Annotated in this window: 18 protein-coding genes; 11 read left to right on the top strand and 7 right to left on the bottom strand. The window is 60.4% G+C overall.

From position 1 onward, the window contains the following. Positions 1–17: 17 nt before the first annotated feature. From OA90_RS25150 to uxaC, 5 genes are read right to left on the bottom strand one after another with little or no spacing between them, the layout of a single operon-like run. The gene (locus OA90_RS25150) at positions 18–335 is read right to left on the bottom strand and encodes a cupin domain-containing protein (protein WP_068419433.1); all 318 of its coding nucleotides are present in this window, start codon (positions 333–335) and stop codon (positions 18–20) included. 10 nt (positions 336–345) lie between these two features. Further along, positions 346–1,626, bottom strand: coding sequence for a TRAP transporter large permease (locus OA90_RS25155; protein WP_068419435.1), 1,281 nt, complete (start codon positions 1,624–1,626; stop codon positions 346–348). Position 1,627: 1 nt separating this feature from the next. Continuing rightward, positions 1,628–2,152 (bottom strand): TRAP transporter small permease, encoded by a 525-nt coding sequence (locus OA90_RS25160; protein WP_068419436.1) that lies wholly within the window; start codon positions 2,150–2,152, stop codon positions 1,628–1,630. A 55-nt stretch (positions 2,153–2,207) separates the two neighbouring features. After that, positions 2,208–3,188, bottom strand: a complete 981-nt coding sequence (locus OA90_RS25165; protein WP_068419438.1) for a TRAP transporter substrate-binding protein — start codon at positions 3,186–3,188, stop codon at positions 2,208–2,210. A 24-nt stretch (positions 3,189–3,212) separates the two neighbouring features. Further along, on the bottom strand, positions 3,213–4,655 hold the full coding sequence (uxaC, locus tag OA90_RS25170; RefSeq protein ID WP_068419440.1) for a glucuronate isomerase: 1,443 nt from the start codon (positions 4,653–4,655) through the stop codon (positions 3,213–3,215). Between the two features lie 94 nt (positions 4,656–4,749). Between uxaC and OA90_RS25175 the strand changes: the two genes are divergently transcribed. Further along, entirely contained in the window at positions 4,750–5,442 is a 693-nt protein-coding gene (locus OA90_RS25175) for a GntR family transcriptional regulator (RefSeq protein ID WP_068419442.1), read from the top strand. Positions 5,443–5,620: 178 nt separating this feature from the next. Here OA90_RS25175 and rhaI read toward each other — a convergent pair whose 3' ends face one another. Further along, the gene (gene rhaI, locus OA90_RS25180) at positions 5,621–6,904 is read right to left on the bottom strand and encodes an L-rhamnose catabolism isomerase (RefSeq protein ID WP_068419444.1); all 1,284 of its coding nucleotides are present in this window, start codon (positions 6,902–6,904) and stop codon (positions 5,621–5,623) included. 51 nt (positions 6,905–6,955) lie between these two features. Continuing rightward, the gene (locus tag OA90_RS25185) at positions 6,956–9,058 is read right to left on the bottom strand and encodes a bifunctional rhamnulose-1-phosphate aldolase/short-chain dehydrogenase (RefSeq protein WP_068419461.1); all 2,103 of its coding nucleotides are present in this window, start codon (positions 9,056–9,058) and stop codon (positions 6,956–6,958) included. Positions 9,059–9,243: 185 nt separating this feature from the next. Here OA90_RS25185 and OA90_RS25190 point away from each other — a divergent pair, with 185 nt between their 5' ends. From OA90_RS25190 to OA90_RS25235, 10 genes are all read left to right on the top strand, one after another. Then, positions 9,244–10,050 carry a DeoR/GlpR family DNA-binding transcription regulator gene (locus tag OA90_RS25190; RefSeq protein ID WP_068419446.1) on the top strand — a complete coding sequence of 269 codons (807 nt, stop codon included), beginning with the start codon at positions 9,244–9,246 and terminating at the stop codon, positions 10,048–10,050. Positions 10,051–10,195: 145 nt separating this feature from the next. Further along, a complete protein-coding gene (rhaS, locus tag OA90_RS25195; protein WP_068419463.1) occupies positions 10,196–11,188 on the top strand; it encodes a rhamnose ABC transporter substrate-binding protein in 993 nt (330 codons plus the stop codon). Between the two features lie 107 nt (positions 11,189–11,295). Next, on the top strand, positions 11,296–12,843 hold the full coding sequence (locus OA90_RS25200; RefSeq protein ID WP_068419465.1) for a sugar ABC transporter ATP-binding protein: 1,548 nt from the start codon (positions 11,296–11,298) through the stop codon (positions 12,841–12,843). Beyond that, entirely contained in the window at positions 12,840–13,823 is a 984-nt protein-coding gene (locus OA90_RS25205) for an ABC transporter permease (protein ID WP_068419448.1), read from the top strand. Before OA90_RS25200 ends, OA90_RS25205 begins: the two co-directional genes overlap by 4 nt. After that, positions 13,820–14,830, top strand: coding sequence for an ABC transporter permease (locus OA90_RS25210; protein ID WP_068419450.1), 1,011 nt, complete (start codon positions 13,820–13,822; stop codon positions 14,828–14,830). The genes OA90_RS25205 and OA90_RS25210 overlap by 4 nt, the downstream gene beginning before the upstream one ends. 3 nt (positions 14,831–14,833) lie before the next feature. After that, positions 14,834–15,148, top strand: coding sequence for an L-rhamnose mutarotase (gene rhaM / locus OA90_RS25215; protein WP_068419451.1), 315 nt, complete (start codon positions 14,834–14,836; stop codon positions 15,146–15,148). Positions 15,149–15,154: 6 nt separating this feature from the next. Continuing rightward, positions 15,155–16,552 (top strand): FGGY-family carbohydrate kinase, encoded by a 1,398-nt coding sequence (locus OA90_RS25220; protein WP_068419453.1) that lies wholly within the window; start codon positions 15,155–15,157, stop codon positions 16,550–16,552. A 162-nt stretch (positions 16,553–16,714) separates the two neighbouring features. Then, positions 16,715–17,161, top strand: coding sequence for a dihydroneopterin aldolase (locus OA90_RS25225; protein ID WP_082837271.1), 447 nt, complete (start codon positions 16,715–16,717; stop codon positions 17,159–17,161). Between the two features lie 143 nt (positions 17,162–17,304). Continuing rightward, positions 17,305–18,189: a dihydropteroate synthase gene (locus tag OA90_RS25230; protein ID WP_068419455.1), complete on the top strand. Its 885-nt coding sequence runs from the start codon at positions 17,305–17,307 to the stop codon at positions 18,187–18,189. A 60-nt stretch (positions 18,190–18,249) separates the two neighbouring features. Beyond that, positions 18,250–19,005: an SDR family oxidoreductase gene (locus OA90_RS25235; RefSeq protein WP_068419457.1), complete on the top strand. Its 756-nt coding sequence runs from the start codon at positions 18,250–18,252 to the stop codon at positions 19,003–19,005. Positions 19,006–19,391: the final 386 nt, after the last annotated feature.

A 19,391-nucleotide genomic window follows, 5' to 3' on the forward strand; every position in this document is an offset into this window, starting at 1 on the left:
CGGGTGTAGGGCGGTTCTTACAGAAAGTCGTCGCGGCGGGGCGTGAAGGTGTCGATCAGCGTACCCGGCTCGATGCAGACACAGCCATGCATGGCCTTGGAGGGGATGACGAAGCTGTCCCCGGGGCCGACCTCGAATTCCTTGCCCTCGATGCTGAAGCGGAACTTGCCGCTCTCAACATAGGTGGACTGGATGTGCGGATGACTGTGGAGCTTGCCTTCGGCTCCGGTTTTCTGGAACCGGAAGGCGACGACCATCAGCTCGGCACTGTCGGACAGGACCTGCCGGAGAATGCCCGGATCGGCGGCGACTTCGGGAAAGGTTTTTACAAACATACTATCAGCCTCAGTGGAACAGGGACGGCAGCCAGAGCGACAGTGCCGGTATATAGGTGACGAGAAGAAGGGTGAAGATGCCGGCCCCGTAGAAGGGCCAGATTGTGCGGACCGCGTCCCAGACTGAAATCTTTCCGACCGCGCAGCCGACGAACAGCACTGTCCCCACCGGAGGGGTACACAGCCCGATCCCCAGGTTGAGAACCAGAATAACGCCGAAATGCACCGGATCGACGCCGAAAGCGGTCGCTACGGGAAGGAAGATCGGGGTGGTGATCACGATCAGCGGCGACATGTCCATGAAGGTTCCGAGGAACAGCAGCACGATGTTGATCATCAGGAGGATGATCAGAGGGTTCTGCGAGACGTTCTTCATGAACGCCACAAGTTCCGCCGGGATTTTCAGGAACGCCAGAAGCCATCCGAAGGAGGCCGCCGAACCGATGACCAGCAGCACCATGGCCGTTGTCCGGACTGCTGCCTTGGTCGCCCCGACAAACTCTGGCCAGTGCATGGTGCGATAGGCAAGGGCGGTCACCAGAAGCGCATAGACCGCCGCGATGCACGAGCTTTCCGATGCGGTGAAGATCCCCGAACGCACGCCGCCGAAGATGATGGCGATCAGCAGCAGGCCGGGAATGGCATTGAGGAAAAGCGCGCCGAGCGCGGACCAGCCGGGGAAGGCTTCGGTTGGATATCCGGCTTTTCTTGCCACGAACCAGGCGGTGACCATCAGCGAAACGGCGAGCAGCAGGCCGGGGAAGATGCCGGCCGTGAAGAGATCGGCGATCGAAAGCCGTCCGCCGGCGGAGATCGAATAAATGATCATGTTGTGAGAAGGCGGCAGCAACAGCGCGATGATCGAGGACATCACGGTGACGTTGACGCCGTATTGGACTGAATAGCCCTTTTCCTTCATCTGCGGGATCATCAGGCCGCCGATGGCAGTGGCATCTGCGGCAGCGGAGCCCGAGATGCCGCCGAACAGAACCGAGGCGGTGATGTTGACCTGGCCGAGGCCGCCGCGCATATGGCCTACGACCGCCCCCGCGAGCGCAACGAGCCGCCGGGCGATGTCTCCGCGCACCATGAGTTCGCCGGCGAAGATAAAGAAGGGGATGGCCATCAGCGCGAAGACGGAGACGCCTGAGTTCAGCCGCTGAAACACGATGACGGGCGGCAGTCCCATATAGAGGACAGTGGCAAGGGACGCCGCGCCGAGGCAGAACGCCACCGGCGTGCCGATGAGGAGCAGAACGACAAATGTGCCGAAGAGGATAACCGGTTCCATATCAGATCTCTTCCACAGGATCTTCGCCGAAGCGGGCGGTCGGTAGGCCGGCCGCACGGCGGAAAAGTCGTTCAATTGAAAACAGGAAAACAAGGCAGCCGCCGACGACGAGCGGCAGGAAATCGATTGCCCCGGATATCCCGAGCGATGGCAGCACGACATCCCAGGCCGACAGGGCCAGTTTGGCGCCGAACCAGGCCATGCCGAAGCCGAAAGCGGCCACGACCACATCCGAGATGCTGAAAAGGATCAGCTTTGTTTTCTGCGGTACGAAATACAGCAGGACATCGAAGCTGAGATGGTACCCCTCACGGATGCCCACGGCGGCGCCCAGGAAAATGAACCAGCCCATCAGAATAACAGCAGCCGGTTCGCTCCATATGATGCTGTCGTTCATGACATAGCGCATGAAGACCTGAGCGGTGATGAAGACCGTCATCAGAATGAGACCGGTTCCCGCCAGCCACAGTGCGGCCGTCGAGACAAGGCGCAAGATATGCGCGGCGAATTTCAGATGAGTTTGCACGTCACTGTCCTGAAAGCAGACCTGCGGCCGGAAGAGGCCGCAGGTCCTTGTGTGGTTAGTCGGTCGCGCGGATGCGGGCGACCAGGTCTTTCAGATTGTCGGAAGTCACGTGCTTTTCATAGACGCTGTCCATAGCGGCCATGAAAGGCTCCTTGTCGATTTCCGTGATGACCTCGACACCGGCCGCGCGGACTTTTTCTTCGGAAGCCTTTTCGCGGGCCTGCCACAGGTCACGCATGACCGCGACGGAGTCCCGGGCAGCCTGACGGACAGCCGCCTGATCTTCAGCGGACAGCTTGTCCCAGCTGACCTTGGACATGACCAGAACTTCCGGAACGATCAGGTGTTCGTCCAGGGTGTAGTAGCCGGCGACTTCGTAGTGCCCCGAGGACTCGTAAGACGGCCAGTTGTTCTCGGCACCGTCGATGACGCCGGTCTGGATTGAGGAGTAAACCTCACCGTAAGGCATCGGTGTCGCGTTGGCGCCAAGTGCCGACATCATGTCCACGAAGATGTCTGACTGCATCACGCGAACTTTCATGCCCTCAAGGTCTTCAATCGATTTAATTGGTTTAACCTTGTTGTAGAAACTGCGCGATCCGCCGTCATAAAAAGCCAGGCCGACATAGCCATGCGGTTCGAAGGCTTTCAGGATATCGTCACCGACCGGGCCGTCCATGACGCGGTGCATGTGGTCGACGCCCTTGAAGACGTAGGGCAGCGACACAACCTTGGTTTCTTCAACCAGATTGTTGAACGGGCCCATGGAGACGCGGTTCAGATCGATGACACCGAATTTCGTCTGCTCGATCGTGTCCTTTTCTTCGCCGAGCTGCGCGGAATGGAAGACTTCCACGCAGATGCGGCCATCGGTGCGTTCTTCAAGAAGTTTGCCCATTTCCTTCACGGCTTCCACCGTCGGATAACCGTCCGGATGAGTGTCGGAAGACTTGAGTGTCACGTCGCAGGCGACCGCTGCGGTTGTGAAGGCGGCCGTAGCCAACAAAGTTGCCGCCAGAGACTTCAATACTTGCATGATATTCCTCCCAGAAAGTGCTCGTTAGAGCCGGTAGGCTTGCTTCACAAGCCTGTATGTGAGGTCAAGAGCGACCTCAAATGCCTCGTCCTCGTCCAGCCTCCCGGATGTCACGAGTGATGCGAGGTATGCACTGTCGACCCTGCGGGCCACATCGTGGCGCGCGGGAATCGAACAGAACGCCCGTGTGTCGTCGTTGAACCCGACCGTGTTATAGAAACCGGCTGTTTCCGTTGTTGTTTCGCGGAACCGGCGCATGCCTTCCGGACTGTCGTAGAACCACCATGCGGGCCCGAGTTTCAGTACGGGGTAGACACCGGCCAGCGGGGCCAGTTCCCTTGCGTAGGCGGTTTCGTCCAGAGTGAAGAGAATGATGCTGAGGTTCTTCTCAAGGCCGACCGCTTCCAGAAGCGGCTTGAGCCCATCGACGTAGTTGGTCTGCGTCGGGATATCGAAGCCCTTGTCCCGGCCGAAGGATTGCATGATGGCCTTCGAATGGTTCCGGTGGCAGCCCGGATGGATCTGCAGGACGAGGTCATCGTCCAAGCTCATGCGTGCCATTTCGGTCAGCATCTGGCCGCGGAAGGCATCCGCTTCCTGCGGTGTGCACTTCCCCTGCAGGGCTTTCTGAAACAATGCGTTCGCCTGTGTGGCCGACAGGTTTTCCGTGCGCGCGGTCGGATGGCCATGATCGGAGGAGGTGGCGCCGAAGGATTTGAAGTAGGCGCGCCGCGCCCGGTGGGCGTTCAGATATCCTTGCCAGGTGGTCGCGTTCTCTCCCGTCAGTTCCCCGAATTTTTCAATATTGCCCTGAAAGCCTTCAAACTCGGGATCGACCACGGCGTCCGGCCGGTAGGCGGTCACGACGCGGCCGGTCCAGCCGCTGTCGCGGATCTGGCGGTGCCACTTCAGGTCGTCCAGAGGCGATTCCGTGGTGGCGATCGCTTCTATGTTGAAGCTTTCGAAGAGCGCGCGCGGACGGAATTCGGTGCGGGTCAGGCAATCGGCGATGTGGTCATAGGAATCATCGGCCGTTTCCGCCGAAATCCGTTTTGTCCAGCCGAAGACTTCCTGAAAGGAATGGTCCAGCCACATACGCGACGGTGTCGCCCGGAAGAGATGATAGTTCTCGGCAAAGAGCCGCCAGATCTTGCGGCTGTCGCTTTCCGTCGGGCCACCGTCGGCCCTCGGCACGCCGAGGGCGCCAAGATCGATGCCCTGAGAGTACAGCATGCGGAAGACATAGTGATCGGGAACGATGATCAACTGCGCCGGATCCGGAAAAGCTTCGTTCTCGGCGAACCAGCGCGGATCGGTATGGCCGTGGGGGCTGACGATCGGCAGGTCCTTTACCGAATTGTAAAGGTCCAGAGCCAGAGTGCGCGAGGCAGGATCGGCTGGCAGCAGGCGATTCGGATCAAGTCCGTTCCCGGAGGCACCCTGCGCTTGCGCTTTTCCAAGTGTCATTTTCACTCCCCCCGCGGCCCTTACGTTGGGTCCCTTGTTGCGACTAGTAAACTGATATGCTAGTTGAGTAGACGAGTCAACGGAGAGAAAGCTGATGGTAGAAACAAGCGTCCTGAAGGCGCTGGAACCGATAAAGATCCCTTCGGTGACCGACGCGGTTTTCGAGGAGTTGCATCAGCAGATTCTTTCTCTGGAACTTGCCCCGGGAACGCGGATGTCCGAAGTGGAAGTCGCCAAGGCGTTCGGGGTCTCCCGTCAGCCGGTGCGTGATGCGTTCTACCGGTTGTCGCACCTCGGCTTTCTGCTGATCAGGCCGCAGCGTGCCACGGTGATCACCAAGATATCGGAAGCTGCCGTGTTAAGGGCCAGGTTCGTTCGCACGGCGCTCGAGATCGCGTGTCTGAGAGCTGCCGTCGAAATCGCGACACAAGACGATATCAAGGATCTGGAAGAGCTTCTCAAGGAACAGCAGGCCGCGGTCTCGGCGGGTGAGCGTCAGAAGTTTCACAAACTTGATGACGACTTTCATCGGCGTATCTGCGAAATGTCCGGCCATGGCTACGTCTGGACACTGATCCGCGAGCAGAAGGCCCATATGGACCGTGTGCGCTTTCTTTCGCTCGCTTCCGGTGCGCAGGCTGCTCTCGACGACCACGTCGATATCACCGCGGCCTTGCGCGCGGGGGACGGCGAACTGGCGGCTGCATCTCTGACGACACATCTGAGCCGGATCAGAACCATTCTGGGCCGGATACGCGCGGACAATCCCGAACACTTTGAAAACTAGACAATTCAGGGCTTGTCGCGTTCAAGCGGGTTCAAGGTGTCATGAAGATGCCCGAGGCAACGTTTGCATCGCAAATGCGCTTGGGTGAATTTTCAGAATTCAATTCAATGAGTCATGCTCACGCGACGGCGCAAAGATTGACGCCATCGTCGAGAACAAGACCGGGAGGCCGCCGGCCTCAGACGATCCCGCCCCCGGCACCTGAGACGTCCGGGCGGATGTCCGCTACCTGCCGCCGATAGCCCGAGGCCCGGTAAGCCGCCAGAGGATCGATGGCACCGCCGGAGTCCAGACGGGCCATGGCGAGAATGGGCTCCACATCGGTGCGGAAGGCGGTCTTCAAGGTGGTTGTCGCCATCAATGCGTCATTGTCCTGCTGAAAGCCTTCCAGCGACGCCCTGTCGACGAGGAGAGCCTGGGCATAGGCACGCTGGACCTCCATCGCGCTTACCATCAGGCTCTCGATCGGATCGGTCACATTGTGCGACTGATCGAGCATATGCGCCGGATCGAAGCCAGGAGCCCGGCGGGTTTCCGCGTCCACCAGTTCGTTGAAAACAAGAAACAGGCGGTAGGGATCGATCGAGCCCGTGTCCAGGTCGTCGTCGCCATATTTGCTGTCGTTGAAATGGAACCCGCCAAGCTTGCCGAACTGGATCAGCCGGGCGACGATCATCTCGATATTGACGTTCGGCGCGTGGTGACCGAGATCGACGAGGCAATAGGCCTGCGGTCCCAGTTCCTGCGCGATCATGTAGTTGCTGCCCCAGTCCTGGACGACGGTCGAATAAAAGGCCGGCTCGTACATCTTGTGCTCGGTGAAGAGACGCCAGTCCGCCGGCAGTTGCGTGTAGATGGCCTTTGCGGACTCCAGGTAACGCTCGAACTGGCGGGTGAAATTGCTCTGGCCAGGGAAATTCGATCCGTCGCCGATCCAGACGGTCAGGGCTTTGGAGCCAAGCGCCTGACCGATCTCGATGCATTCCAGATTGTGTTCGATGGCCTGCTGCCGGGTGGTTGCGTCGGTGTGGGACAGTGAGCCGAACTTGTAGGAATTGGCCTGGCCATCCTGATCCTGAAAGGTGTTGGAGTTCATGGCGTCGAAGCCAAGTCCGAGAGCGTCCGCCCGTGCCTTGAGTTCGGACGGATCGGCTTTGTCCCAGGGGATGTGCAGCGACACGTTCGGAGTGGCCCGGGTCAATTGCTGGATGACTGCGCAATCCTCAAGCTTGTCGAAAATGTTGCGGGGTTCTCCCTTGCCCGGAAAACGCGCGAAGCGCGTGCCGCCGGTGCCGACACCCCACGAGGGAACGGCTACGCCATAGGCGGCGACTTTCCGCTTTATCCCGTCAATTGCGATACCCTGACGGTCGAGCCGCTCGCCGAGCGCGTCGTAGTCGCGTTCGAGGGTGCCGGTCCGCGTCCGGTTTTCGCCGGCGATCAGAGAGGTGTCGATCATCATGAGAAGATCCTTTCCCGGATGTCTTCAGATCCTGTGTGTCTGGAAAGTGCTTTAGCGCGTGAAGGACTGCACGTTGCCGGCATCGACATTTATGATGTTGCCGGTCGATTTCGCCGACGCTTCGCAAGCGAAGAAATAGCTGGCTTCGGCGATATCCTCCGGCAGCACGGAGCGCTTCAGCAGAGACCGCTGGCGGTAATGCTCCTCGAGTTCGGAAGTGTCCTTACCATAGGCCTCGGCGCGTTCCTTGAGCCAGTCGCCGGACCAGATTTTCGAGCCGCGCAGCACGGCATCCGGATTGACCACATTGACGCGAATGCTGTCCGGCGCGCCCTCGAGTGCGAGGCAGCGGGCGAGGTGAATCTCGGACGCTTTGGCCGTGCAATAGGCGCTCGCGCCCGGTGAGGCCGCAAGACCGTTCTTGGAGCCGATGAAGATGATCGAACCGCCGATGCCCTGCTGCTTCATCACCTGGAAAGCCGAACGCGAGACCAGAAAGTAACCGGTCGACAGGATCGACATGTTCTTGTTCCACAGCTCCAGCGAGGTTTCCTCGATCGGCGCGGAAGATGCGATCCCGGCGTTGGACACCAGAATGTCGATGCCGCCAAATTCCATGGCCGCGCGAGCAAAGCTGCCCGCAACGGCGTCCTCGCTGGTCACATCCATGGTGACCGTGCGCACGACGTCCTTCGAAAACCGGCCCTCCAGGTTCTCTGCCGTTGCCGTGAGCGCCTCGGCATCGATATCGGCAAGAACGACACAGGCGCCTTCGCGCAGGAAGCGTTCCGCCGTGGCCGAGCCGATGCCGCCGGCGCCGCCGGTGACCAGAGCCACCCGCCCCGCCAGGCTTTTCGGCTTCGGCATGCGCTGCAGCTTGGCCTCTTCCAGGAGCCAGTATTCGATATCGAAAGCCTCCTGTTCCGGCAGGCCGCGATAGGTCGAGACGCCGGAGGCGCCGCGCATCACGTTGATGGCGTTCGTGTAGAACTCGGCGGATATGCGCGCCGTCGCCTTGTCCTTGGCAAAGGTGATCATGCCGACGCCGGGAACGAGATAGACGACCGCATTGGGATCGCGCAGGGCGGGGCTGTCGGCACGTTTGCAGCGCTCGTAATAGGCCGCATACTCCTCGCGGTAGACGGCGACCGCTTCGCCGAGCCCGGCTAGGGTTGCATCCGTATCCGGGCTTGCCGGGTCGAAATCGACCACGAGCGGACGGATCTTGGTGCGCAGGAAATGGTCCGGGCAACTCGTGCCGAGGGCGGCAAGCGGTTCCATGTCCGCCGAGCAGACGTATTCCAGCACCGCATCGCTGTCATCGAAGTGACCGACCATGTGCTGCGTGCCGCTGACCATGCCGCGGATGGCGGGCATCAGCCGTGCGGCAACGTCGCGGCGCTCCGCGGGCGGCAGGGCGCGATGCCTGGAGCCGCCGAAAGCATCCTTCCCGGCGGTCTTTTCCTCAAACCAGGCAATCGCCCGGTTGATGATGTCGAGCGTGGTCGCATAACAGGTTTCGGCATCGTCCGCCCAGGTGAAGAGGCCGTGACTTTCCAGGACGACGCCCTTGGCCTGCGGGTTTTCCAGGCAGAACCTTTCCAGCCACAAGCCGAGCTCATACCCCGGACGGCGCCAGGGCAGCCAGCCGATCTCCGTGCCGAAGATTTCCCGGGTGATCGTTTCGCTGCCGCTTGCCGCCGCAACCGCGATGATCGCGTCCGGATGCATGTGGTCGACATGTTTTCTGGGAACATAGGCATGCAGCGGCGTGTCGATGGAGGCGGCGCGCGCATTGAGGTTGAAGGTGCAATGCGGCAGATAGCCGACCATTTCGTCTTCGAATTCGGGGCCTCGGTATAAAGACTTCAAGGTCCGCAGCTTGTCCATGTATAGCGTCGCGAACCCATCCATCCTGATCGTGCCGACGTCGCCTCCCGAGCCCTTGACCCACAGCACTTCGGTCATTTCCCCCGTCAGCGGGTCCTTCTGCATGACCTTGGCGGACGTGTTGCCGCCACCGTAGTTGGTGATGCGTTTGTCGGAGCCGAGGAGGTTGGACCGGTAGAGCAGGCGCTCGGGCTCGCTCATGGTTGAAGCCTTTTGACCGTCCCACAGGTTTTCCAGCCGGGACCCGGCGGCAGAATTCAACATCATGTCCTCCCAGTAATGCCTGACAGCTTTCGGCTGTTTCAGCAGAAACTCGCTTGATCGGGTCTGATTGTCAATCAAAAACAGTCAATATCAATCATATTGCGCTGCAAAATGACGATTTATGACTTTTTATGATTGACATTGAACGATGTTGGTGGAAACGTTTGCTCTAACGGGAGGACCAGATGCACGAAAAAGAACGCCACAGGATTATTCTTTCCGCTGTCCAGGACCGTCCTGTCGTGACTGTTCAGGAACTGGTGGCGCTCACCGATTCCTCCGAAGCGACAATCCGCCGGGACATTGCCCAGCTACATGTGCAAAAGAAGCTGCGGCGTGTGCGGGGCGGGGCGGAATCCATTCATCCGCCGCAATTCGTCGGTCTTGCCGGTCGTCCCTTCAGCGTCAATGAAACGATCAACATCGCGCAAAAACGGGCCATTGCGCAAAAGGCCGTGGAGCTGTGTGAGGACGGCGACGCGATCATCATCAACGGCGGGACGACAACATTTCAGATGGTGCATCCTCTGGCGACCAAGCGCTGTCAGGTCTTCACCAATTCGTTCCCGATCGCCGAGCATCTGCTGAAGCATTCCAAGAACACCATCATGCTGTCGGGCGGGGTTATCTATCGCGAGCAGAACATCATTCTGAGCCCCTTCGAAAACGATGTGACGCGAAACTTCTACGCAAAGCGCGTGTTCATGGGGGCGCAGGGCCTTGGGCCTCTGGGGCTGATGGAAGCCGATCCGCTGCTGATCCAGGCCGAACAGAAGCTGATCGGTCAGGCGGACGACCTTGTGGTTCTGGCGGATTCATCGAAATTCAGCGCACGGTCGAGCCTGATCCTGTGCCCGCTGGAACGGATTACCACCATCATCACCGATGACGGAATTCCGGACAGTGCGGTCAAGATGCTGGAGCAGGCCGATATCAGACTGATTGTGGCGGAGGTTGGCGCTGCACAGGGCAAGGCGACCTCGAACGGGTAGCCGGCATTCTGCCGGGACCTGGGAGGGCCGGCAGCCATTCGGAGGATCCTGTATCCGCGAAAACGCGGGCAGGATGGTCCGGAATTTTGGAAGCGATCAAGTTTCTGCAGTCAAATATCTGCAGGACGATCCTGGGAGGAAGACCATGAAATTGCTTAAATCACTTCTGGCCGCGACCGCCGTTGCTGCGGTCTGCATCGCCGCCCCGGCACAGGCTGAAACCAAGCGCATCGCGCTTGTCGTGAAGGCCCTCGGCATCGGTTTCTTCGAAGCCGCGGCCAAGGGAGCCGAAGAGGCGGCCAAGGAACTTGGTGACGTGGAGATCATCTACACAGGACCGACCGACACCACGGCGGAAGGCCAGATCGAGGTGATCAACGCACTGATCGCCCAGAAGGTCGATGCCATCGCGATCTCCGCGAACGATCAGGATGCTCTCGTTCCCTCGTTGAAGAAAGCCATGGATCGCGGCATCACCGTGGTTTCCTGGGATTCCGGCGTTGCACCCGAAGGCCGTCAGCTCCACCTCAACCCGTCCTCCAATCCCTTGATCGGCAACATGATCATCAAGCTTGCCGCCGATCATCTTCCCGATGGCGGCGATGTGGCGGTTCTGTCCGCTTCCGCCACGGCCACGAACCAGAACATCTGGATCGAGGAAATGAACAAGGTGAAGGACAATTATCCGGGCATCAATGTCGTCGCCACCGTCTACGGCGATGACCTTGCCGACAAGTCCTACCGTGAAGCGCAGGGCCTCATGCAGACCTATCCGGACCTGAAGGCGATCATCGCTCCGACCTCTGTCGGCATTGTCGCGGCGGCGCAGGCTGTCTCCGACGCCGAAAAAGCCGGTCAGGTCAATGTGACCGGTCTGGGACTTCCTTCGGAAATGGCCGGCCATATCGAATCCGGTGCGTCCAAATCCTTTGCGATCTGGAACCCGATCGACCTCGGATACTCCGCCACGGTCCTGGCCTATAACCTTGCCACCGGCGCGGCAGAGGCAGCCCCGGGTGCGGAAATTCCGATGGGCCGTATGGGGACGCTGACCCTCGACGAGAACAGTGAAGGCGCCATGGCGGATCCGTTCGTCTATGACAGCTCCAACATCGACGACTTCAAGGACATTTTCTAAGTCGCCTCGAAACCGGTCCGGGCCCCGGACCGCAAGCTCGGACCCGGTGCACCACGCACCGGGTCCCCTCAAAAACAATTCACCAGAACAGGCGCCGGAATATGGTCATGCTTGCGAAGGGCATCGAGGACGCATCGCCGCACTCCGGCGAAGGTTCCGCTCCCGTCCTGTCCCTGACGGGCATTTCCAAATCCTTTCCCGGAGTCAAGGCGCTCTCGGGCGTGGCTCTGGATCTTTATCCGGGCCAGGTCACGGCGCTGGTCGGCGAGAACGGCGCGGGCAAGTCGACCATTGTCAAGATCCTCACCGGCATCTACCAGCCGGACGACGGTCAGATCCGCATCAACGGGGAACCCGTGACCTTCCCGACCGCGCAGGATGCAGGAAGCGCGGGCGTGACGGCCATTCACCAGGAAACCGTGCTTTTCGACGACCTCTCGGTGGCGGAAAACATCTTCATCGGCCATGCACCGAAAACCCGCTTCGGGCTGATCGACCGCAGGGAAATGACCCGCAAGGCGAAGACCCTTCTGGAGAGGATCGGCGCGCAGATCGATCCCGGCGTTCCGCTCAGGGATCTCGGCATCGCCAACAAGCATCTGGTGGCGATTGCGCGCGCTTTGTCCATCGACGCCCGGATCGTCATCATGGACGAGCCGACCGCATCGCTTTCCCACAAGGAGATCGAGGAGACCTATGAGCTGGTCGAACGGCTCAAGGCGGACGGCAAGGCCATATTGTTTATCAGCCACAAGTTCGACGAGATCTTCCGGATTGCCGACCGCTATACGGTTTTCCGCGACGGAGAGATGGTGGGGGCGGGAAAGATTGCCGAAGTCGGCGAGCGGGAGCTTGTGAAGCTGATGGTCGGCCGGTCGGTTGACCAGGTTTTTCCCAAGCGGACACCGCAGCTCGGCGAAGAAGTCCTGAAGGTCGTCGGCTATTCGCATCCGACCGAATTCGAGGATATCGGCTTTACGCTGCGCGCGGGCGAAATCCTCGGTTTCTACGGTCTCGTCGGCGCCGGACGCAGCGAATTCATGCAGGCGCTGTTCGGTATCACCAAACCCTCGAAGGGGGCCATCCGCATTGACGGCAAGGTCGCTGTCACACGAACGCCGAATGAGGCCATCGGGCATGGCATTGTCTATGTGCCGGAAGATCGGGGCAGGCAGGGAGTGATCAAGGGGTTGCCGATCTTCCAGAACGTTTCGCTGCCCTCACTGAAACAAACGTCACGAAACGGGTTCTTGCGGCTGGCGGCAGAATTCACGCTGGCGCGCGACTACACACAGCGACTGGACCTGCGGGCCGCCGCCCTCGATCAGGACATCGGCGAGCTGTCCGGCGGCAACCAGCAGAAGGTCGTCATCGCCAAATGGCTGGCGACCAAACCGCGTGTCATCATTCTCGACGAACCCACCAAGGGCATCGACATCGGCTCCAAGGCGGCGGTGCATGAATTCATGGCGGAACTTGCCGCCGGCGGACTGGCCGTCATCATGGTGTCCTCGGAAATTCCTGAAATCCTCGGCATGTCCGACCGGGTCATCGTCATGCGTGAGGGGCGCATCGCGGCCGAATACGAAGGCGCGGACCTGACGCCGGAACATCTGGTGCGGGCCGCGGCCGGCATAACGGAGGTGCGGACATGATCCGCTTGCTGTTCAAGTCACGCGAAATGATCCTGGGCGCGGCGATCCTTGTGCTCATGGCGGCGATCGCCTCACGATTCCCCGCGTTCGTCGCGCCGTCCAACCTTGCCAATGTCCTCAACGACACGGCCCCGCTGATCATCCTGGCGCTGGGCCAGATGGTGGTCATCCTGACCCGCTGCATCGATCTTTCCGTCGCCGCGAACCTCGCTCTCACGGGCATGGCCGTCGCCATGCTCAACACGGTCATGCCCGGGCTTCCGATTCCCGTCATTCTTCTGGTGGCCCTTTGCCTCGGTGCCCTCATGGGGCTGATCAACGGCCTGCTGGTGTGGAAGCTCGACATTCCGCCGATCGTGGTGACGCTCGGCACCATGACCATCTTTCGAGGCATCATATTCGTGATCTCCGGCGGTGAATGGATCAATGCGCATGAGATGAGTGACACGTTCAAGGCGTTTCCGCGAGCCGTATTGTTCGGTTTGCCGGTCCTGTCGTGGATCGCCATCGCGGTTGCCGCCGGCTTCGTCGTGCTTGTCGGCAGAACGCCGCTCGGCCGGGCATTCTTCGCGGTCGGCGGCAATCCGCATGCCGCAGTCTACACCGGCATCGATGTCGGCCGCACCCAATGTGCCGCCTATGTTCTTTCCGGCGCGCTCGCCGGGCTGACAGGGTATCTCTGGGTGGCGCGCTACGCGGTCGCCTACGTCGATATCGCGGCCGGGTTCGAACTCGAAGTGGTCGCGGCCTGTGTAATCGGCGGTATTTCCATCGCCGGTGGCATCGGTTCGGTGGGCGGTGCGCTGCTCGGTGCGCTGTTCCTTGGAATCGTCAAAAACGCCTTGCCGGTCATTCACATCTCGCCGTTCTGGCAACTCGCCATCTCCGGCAGCGCCATCATCATCGCCGTTGCCTTTAACGCAACGTCGAGCCGGGCCAAGGGTCGGGTGATCCTGAAAAAAGCGGAGCACGCGCTATGAGCCTCGTCTCACCCGACCTGGCGAGACGCCAGCTGCCGGACCGACTGAAGACACCGCTGCAGCGTTTTCTGGTGAGTTGGGAACTGCTGCTTCTCGGCGTTGCTGTTGCGGTTTTCGTGCTGAACAGCTTCGCCTCGCCGTATTTTCTCGATCCATGGAACCTTTCCGACGCGACCTTCAATTTTACCGAGAAAGCCATGATCGCCTTCGCCATGGCGCTGCTGATCATCTCCGGTGAAATCGATCTTTCGGTCGCCTCGATCCTGGCGCTGGCCTCCACCGCAATGGGGTTCGCCGTGCAACTGGGCGCCGACACGCCGGTGCTGGTTCTGACCGGTCTGGCCGTCGGCCTCGCCTGCGGGGCCTTCAACGGCCTGCTCGTTACCGGCTTCGGCCTGCCGTCCATCGTCGTCACCATCGGCACCATGAGCCTCTTCCGGGGGATCTCCTATATCGTTCTCGGCGACAAGGCCTATACCGGGTATCCGTCCGATTTCGCCTTTTTCGGTCAGGGCTACGTCTGGTGGGTGATTTCCTTCGAGTTCGTGCTGTTCGCGCTTCTGGCAGTTGTGTTTGCCGTCCTTCTGCACCGCACGAATTTCGGCAGGGCGGTCTATGTCATCGGCAACAATCCCGTCGGGGCGCTGTTTTCCGGCATCCGCGTGCCGAATGTGAAATTCGCCCTGTTTGTGCTGACCGGGTTGATGTCCGGCGTGGCTGCCATCTGCCTGACCTCCCGCCTCGGTGCGACGCGCCCGTCCATCGCGTTCGGCTGGGAACTGGAGGTGGTCACCATGGTCGTTCTCGGCGGGGTCAGCATTCTGGGCGGGTCCGGCACCATTCCCGGCGTCGTCATCGCCGCCTTCGTGATGGGCATGGTTACCTTCGGTTTCGGCCTTTTGAATGTTCCGGGCATCGTGATGTCGATCTTCATCGGCCTTTTGCTGATTGCCGTCATCGCATTGCCGCGCATCGCCCGGCGTCTGCTGGCAGGACGAAAGGACTGAACAATGGAAAAAGTCGCGTTCAAGATGCATCTGCATCCGGGATCGGAAACCGAATACAGGAAACGCCACGACGAGATCTGGCCCGAGTTGGCGGCGCTCTTGAAGGAGGCAGGCGTCAGCGACTATTCCATTCATCTGGACCGGGAAACGAATATCCTGTTCGCGGTCCTTTGGCGGCGGGACGATCATATGATGTACGATCTGCCCATGCACCCGGTCATGCGCCGATGGTGGACGCATATGGCTGATCTGATGGTGGTCAATCCCGATAACGAACCCGTCGCGGTGCCGCTTGAAACCGTCTTTCACATGGACTGACTGGCGATGAAGAGCCTGAAACATGTTGGCGTGGTCGATATCGGCAAGACAAACGTCAAGGTCGCCATCGTCGATCTTGAGCGCGAACGGGAGATTGGCGTGCTGACCCGGCCCAATCGCGTTCTGCCCGGCCCGCCCTATCCGCATTATGACACGGACGGGCACTGGGGGTTCCTCTGCGGCGCACTCAAACAGCTGCATCTTGAACACGGTATCGATGCGCTGTCCGTGACAACCCACGGTGCCTGCGTGGTTCTTCTGGATGCGGAGGGCCAACTTGCCGCGCCGATTCTCGATTATGAATTCGGCGGACCCGACGAACTGGCCAGTGCTTATGACGCAGTCCGTCCGGACTTCGGCGAAACCGGTTCACCGCGTCTCGGCATGGGATTGAATCCCGGCGCACAGATCTTCTGGCAGTTTCATTCCGATCCCGGCCTTGCGGAGCGGACCGCGTCGGTGCTCACCTATCCGCAATACTGGACCTTCCGCCTGACGGGCGTGGCAGCCAACGAAGTGACGTCGCTCGGCTGCCACACCGATCTGTGGTGTCCGCGCGACAATCGCTATTCCCCGCTTGTGGAGCGTCTGGGGCTTTCGGGAAAAATGCCGCCGGTGAAGCGGGCGGCCGATCCGCCTGTCACGATCCTGCCGGACGTTGCGCGCGCGACAGGGCTGCCGGAAGGGCTACCGGTCTCCTGCGGCATCCACGATTCCAATGCCTCGCTTTATCCGCATCTTCTCAAGCGTCAGGCGCCGTTTTCGGTCGTATCGACAGGAACCTGGGTCATCGTCCTGTCCATCGGCGGGCAAACCGAATGTCTCGACCCGGGCAGGGACACGCTGATCAACGTCAATGCCTTGGGCGACCCGGTTCCCTCGGCCCGTTTCATGGGCGGACGGGAATTTGACATGATCCTGGGCGGGCGTGACGCGACATGTTCGGCGACGGACATCACAAACGTTCTTGAACGGGAGATCATGCTTTTCCCGGCGGTTGATCCCCGGTCCGGGCCGTTCCAGGGTCAGGTGCATGACTGGAGTGTCGACGAGACAAGGCTCAGCGACGGGGAACGCTATGCCGCGCTGTCGTTCTATCTGGCGCTGACCACGGCGGAATGCCTCGCCATGACCGGCGCGGACGGTCCGATCCTTGTCGAGGGGCCATTTTCAAAAAACCGGCTTTATCTGAACATGCTGCGGGCCGCGACCGGCCGGGCTACCGAGGCCGCCGACGGCTCGCTCACCGGAACCAGCATTGGTGCGGCGTTGCTGCTTGCTCAGAAGAAAACGATTTTCGGATCAGCCGCGCCGGCAGGGAAGCCTCCCGCCGATCCCCGCCTTGAAAGCTACGCCTCCCACTGGCGGGAAGAAGTTCATCGCGCTGGGCCGGCACCGGAGTAGGCATGCCGCCGCAAACGGTTCTTCGGCTGAATCATGCCCGTGGTGATGAAAATTGAGGCTGCCGCGAGAGGGTTTTGACGTGAAGTTTTCTTGACCCTTCGCCGGATGTGGTTACACCCCTTTACCTCATTGCAATCGTTTTTCCAGGCAAGAGGTGGGTTCATGTCCGCGTCCCCGGTTTCTCCGAAAGTCTCTCCAACTGGCGAGTCCGGCGATCCGCATAACGATACAGTCCTGACCGAAGAGGGGCAGGACGTCATCCTGATCGAAGGGCTGCTGGTGCCGGCGGAGATCGGCATTCTGGACAGCGAAAAGGGGCGGGCCCAATCCGTCTGCTTCGATGTCGAGATCCGGACCGTGCCGGGCTACCGCAAGATTTTTCAGGAGACCGGTGCCTATGTATCCTATGCCGACACCGTGGCGTTCGTACAGAACAAGGCTGCTTGCGGCGGTCACACGGACATGGTCGAGGACTGGGCAGAGGCGGTCGCCGGCTTCGTGCTGACGAATCCGCTGGCAGACCAGGTGACGGTCAAGGTGACCAAGCTGGACATTTTCGACGATGCGGCAGGGGTCGGTATCCGGATCTGCCGCAAGCGGTCCGCATGAGCGGGAAACGCCGGATTGGAGGCATTCGGCCTTGCCGTGCCGCCGCTTTTTCCTATCTTTTCTGGAGCCTGCGTGATGTGCGCGGGGAACCCTGCCCGCCAATGCTCTGATTGCCTGGCCTTATTTCTGGAGCGCCGCCTTTCATGATTTCCGCAGACCGCCTCCTCCCGTTGTGGCTCAAGTACCGGGAGGCGCTGGAAGCACCGGTCCGGACTTTCGAGTTTGCGAAATTCGGTCGCCGGTTCGAGGACCGAACCTACCAGATGGGTGTTTTGAACCTGTCTCCCGACAGCAGCTATCGCGAAACGGTGTGTCATACGCTCGAGGCGGCGCTCTACCGTGGCCGGCGGATGACGCTGGAAGGAGCCGCTATGGTGGATATCGGCGCGGAATCGACCGGGGATTCTGCGGATCTCGTTGCGGCGGAAAAACAGATCGACCGCATGAGGCCCGTGGTGAAGGCGCTTGCGGAGGAGGGGATCCTTGTCTCTGTCGAGACTTATCATCCGGAGGTGGGTGTCGCGCTTTTGAAGGCGGGGGCCGGTGTGGTCAATCTTACGGGCCGGGTCGATGACAGGGCTTTCTACGAAGCGATCGCCTCCCATGAGGCCGGTCTGGTGATGTGTTACACGCCGGGGGAAAACGCCCGTTCGAAGGACTACCTCCCCCCGGTGGAGGAAATTTTCGATCATCAGCTGGCTTTTTTCAGGGAAAGGCTCGCTCTGGCAACCGAGGCTGGGGTGGAACGCCTGTGGGTTGATCCGGGTTTCGGCTTTGCCCTTCACCTGCCGGACGGGCCGGACAGGATCCGCTACCAGACCGACAGTATCCTGCAGTCCTTCCGGCTGCGCGAGCTTGGCTGGCCGGTGACGTTGCAGCTAACCGGGGCGGTCTATCTGTTCAGGGACGAGGTGCGGGTCGCGCAGACCAGCGCGGCGACACTGGCGGTGATGTCGAAGGCCAATCTGGTACGCAGCCACGAGGTGTCGCGGGTTCAGCCGGTTCTGAACCTGCAGGACTACGCCTGACGCGGTTCCGCGCGGTGGTTGGGATCACGCTTCCTTGAGGGGGCTGTTGGGAGACAAGTCATGACGGTCGGCAAGATTGCGCTGGTGACTGGGGCAGGAAAACGGGTCGGCAAGGCCATCGCCCGAGGTCTCGCGGATGATGGTTACGCGCTTGGGCTTCACTACAATTCTTCTGCAGGTGGTGCCCAGGACCTCTACGTGGACATTCTTGCTTCCGGCGGCAAGGCCGCACTCCTGCAAAAGGATCTCAGCCAGCCGGACACCGCGGGCGACCTGGTGCGGGAGGCCGCTGACGCGCTGGGCGGCCCGGTTTCGCTCCTCATCAATTCCGCCTCGGCTTTCGACACGGACAGCCTTTCCGACATGACATGGGACACCTGGCAGTTCCTGATGAATGTGAATGCCGCCGCCCCCGTCTTTCTGATGAAGGCCTTTGCGGATCAGGATCCGCTGCCGGAGGGCGGCGCCATCGTCAACATGCTGGATACCCAGATGGCCTCGGCCTCGCCCGAACGTTTCAGCTATTTCTGCGGCAAGTTCGCGCTGGACGGCGCAACACGGCTGGCGGCCTTCGAACTCGGGCCGAAGGGTATCCGGGTGAACGCGGTCGCGCCGGGGCTGGTGCTTCCCAGCGACCAGAGCCAGGAAAACTTCGAAAGCCGCCAGAAGCTGACGCCGCTCGGCCCGGGTCTCGGGCCGGACGATATCGTTGCCGCGGTCAGGTATCTGGTGGCGGCAAAACAGGTAACGGGACATACTCTGGTGGTGGATGCGGGGCAGCGCCTGATGGGCTTCGGAAACTCACCTGTCGGGTAGACGTCGGGTCCTTAAGGGGTTTCACGATGGTTAATATCCACTGTTCCAGGCAGGGCGATATTTTTCGCAAGAAAATTCAAATCGGCTGTTGACGGGTTCAATTGTGCTGCGTATAACGCGGCTCATCGACGGCGGCAACGTCGCTGGCGAGAGGGTTTTTTGTACTAAATTCCTGAAAATCGGACATTTGGTTCCGGGCTGCGAGGTTCGGGTGTGGCTGGTTTTCGCTGGATTTTGGTGGTCCCGAGAGAGCGTTTGTTTCTCTGTTCATTGACAATTTGATTTTGAAGGAAGGGAAGCGTAGGCGGCGTTGGCCTTGCGGGAAGCCATTATCGGATCACTTGTGTTTTGGTTTTGGTTTTTAAGTAAGGGTTACGCAGGTACGT

Source organism: Labrenzia sp. OB1 (assembly GCF_001624695.1).
Classification (GTDB): domain Bacteria; phylum Pseudomonadota; class Alphaproteobacteria; order Rhizobiales; family Stappiaceae; genus Roseibium.